The organism is Pseudomonas cyclaminis, from assembly GCF_015163715.1.
GTDB classification, from domain to species: Bacteria; Pseudomonadota; Gammaproteobacteria; order Pseudomonadales; family Pseudomonadaceae; genus Aquipseudomonas; species Aquipseudomonas cyclaminis.
In genome coordinates this window covers 1-2,612 of sequence record NZ_JADDUM010000205.1, presented here as the reverse complement: position 1 = coordinate 2,612, position 2,612 = coordinate 1, and the positions used below count along the sequence as shown (strand labels likewise).

Genomic DNA, 2,612 nt, shown 5'->3' with positions numbered 1-2,612 from the left:
ACACGGCAGCGCCGGTTTGAAACAACGCAGCCAAGGTCTGTTGCTGGGGGCCGACTGGTCAATCGATCCGGCGTGGCGGATCGGCGTGGTGGGTGGCAAGTCTGGCAGTGACCTGAGCGCCAAGCGTTTCAAGGGCGAATTGGACAGCTGGCACATGGGCGCCTATGCGGTGCGCCAGGACGGGCCGCTGGCGTTGCGCCTGGGTGCGCTTTACAGCAGTCATGCCGGTCGAAACAAACGCGCCGTCGACTTTGACTTCATCGATTATCGCGAGCACCTCACGGGCAAGTACAAAGCTCAGAGCCAAAACGCGTTCGCCGAAATGGGCTACCAGTTGGACACGGGCGGCTTGCGCGTCGAGCCCTTTGCCGGTTTGGGTTTCCAGCGTTACCAGCGCGACCGGTTCCAGGAGAAAGGTGGCTACAGTGCCCTGAACGTCGGAACACAAACCCAGCAAAACCTCAGCAGCACCTTCGGCCTGCGCCTGGCACGCGACTTCAGGCTGGACAACCAGATGGCCCTCAAACCGCACCTGAGCACCCATTGGAAACACCTGTATGGCAACGTCGACAGCCGTGTGCGCCAGTCCTTCGCCGGGGAAAGACGCGAAGACTTCAGCAGCGACTTCACCATCGACGGCACCTCCCTGGACCGCAACAGTCTGGCGATGCGTACTGGCCTGGACGTGGCGCTGTCAGCCGAACATAGCGTGGGCCTCACCTATTCCGCCGAGTTCGGCAGCAACAGCCGCAACCAGGGGCTGATGGGCCAGTGGGCGATGACGTTCTAAGACGCACAATCGCCTGAGCATCAGGCAAAAAAAAGGGGGGCACATGCCCCCCCGAGGATTAAACGGTAGTGTCGAAGGCTGTATCAGCCTTCGATTTCAATCAGGATTTCGCCGGGGTTCACCCGGTCGCCCTTGGCCACATGAACGGCGGTTACCTTGCCGGCAATCGATGCCTGCACTTCGGTTTCCATCTTCATGGCTTCGGTGATCAACACAGCCTGACCGGCCTTGACCACGTCGCCTTCCTTGACCAGCACGTCGACGATATTGCCCGGCATCGCCGTGCTGACATGGCCCGGCTCGCTGGCCTGCTTGCGCTTGCTGCTGCCGCCGCCGACAAATTCGTTGAGCGGTTCGAACACCACTTCTTCCGGCATGCCGTCGATGGACAGGTAGAAGTGACGCTTGCCTTCGGCTTTCACGCCGACACCGGTGATGTCCACGCGGTAGCTTTCGCCGTGCACATCAATGACGAACTCGGTCGGTACACCTTCACCACCGGCACGGGCTACGCCGCCGGCTTCAGGGATTGGCAACAGCACTTCGGGAGCCAAGGTGCCGGCATCGCGCTCTTCGAGGAACTTGCGGCCGATGTCCGGGAACATCGCGTAGGTCAGCACGTCTTCTTCGGACTTGGCCAACGCGCCGATTTCGCCACGCAGCTTGGTCATTTCCGGCTTGAGCAGGTCGGCCGGACGCACGTCGATCACTTCTTCGCTGCCGATGGCCTGGCGACGCAACTTCTCGTTCACGGTGCCCGGCGCTTTGCCGTAGCCGCCTTGCAGGTAGAGCTTCACTTCGTTGGTGATGGTCTTGTAGCGCTCGCCGGCCAGCACGTTGAAGAACGCCTGGGTGCCGACGATCTGCGACGTTGGCGTCACCAGCGGCGGGAAGCCGAGGTCTTCACGCACCCGTGGGATTTCGGCCAGCACTTCACTCATACGGTTGAGGGCGCCCTGCTCTTTCAACTGGTTGGCCAGGTTGGAAATCATCCCGCCCGGTACCTGGTTGACTTGCACGCGGGTGTCGACGGCAGTGAATTCACTTTCGAACTGGTGGTACTTCTTGCGCACGGCATAGAAGTACAGGCCGATCTCTTGCAGCAATTCCAGGCTCAGGCCGGTGTCGAATTCGCTGCCTTTAAGGGCGGCGACCATCGACTCGGTGCCGGGGTGGCTGGTGCCCCAGGCGAAGCTGGAGATGGCCGTGTCGATATGGTCGGCACCATTTTCGATGGCCTTGAGCTGGCACATCGCAGCCAGGCCGGCGGTGTCGTGGGAGTGGATGAAGATCGGCAGGTTCTGCTCGGCCTTCAGCGCCTTGACCAGTTCGCCGGTGGCGTACGGCGTCAGCAGGCCGGCCATGTCCTTGATCGCGATCGAGTCGCACCCCATGGACTCCAGCTGCTTGGCCTGGGCCACAAACGCATCGATGGTGTGCACCGGGCTGGTGGTGTAGGCGATGGTGCCCTGGGCGTGTTTGCCGGCGGCTTTCACCGCTTCGATGGCCACGCGCAGGTTACGTACGTCGTTCATCGCATCGAAGATGCGGAACACGTCGATGCCATTCACCGCCGCCTTGGCCACGAAGGCTTTGACCACGTCGTCGCTGTAATGGCGGTAGCCCAGCAGGTTCTGGCCACGCAGCAGCATTTGCAGGCGGGTGTTAGGCAACGCGGCGCGCAGTTTGCGCAGGCGCTCCCATGGGTCTTCTTTCAGAAAACGTACGCAGGCGTCGAAGGTCGCGCCGCCCCAGACTTCCAGGGACCAGTAGCCGACTTTGTCGAGCTTGTCGCAGATCGGCAGCATGTCGTCGGTGCGCA

2 protein-coding genes are annotated in these 2,612 nt (G+C 61.8%); one reads left to right on the top strand and one right to left on the bottom strand.

What is annotated here, in order from left to right:
• Window positions 1–790 (top strand): autotransporter outer membrane beta-barrel domain-containing protein (locus IQK56_RS23510; RefSeq protein WP_193901844.1); only part of this gene is annotated, 790 nt, incomplete at its 5' end.
• Window positions 791–873: 83 nt separating this feature from the next.
• Here the strand turns inward: IQK56_RS23510 and oadA are convergent.
• A partial coding sequence (gene oadA / locus IQK56_RS23505) for a sodium-extruding oxaloacetate decarboxylase subunit alpha (protein WP_193864120.1) occupies window positions 874–2,612 on the bottom strand: 1,739 nt, incomplete at its 5' end.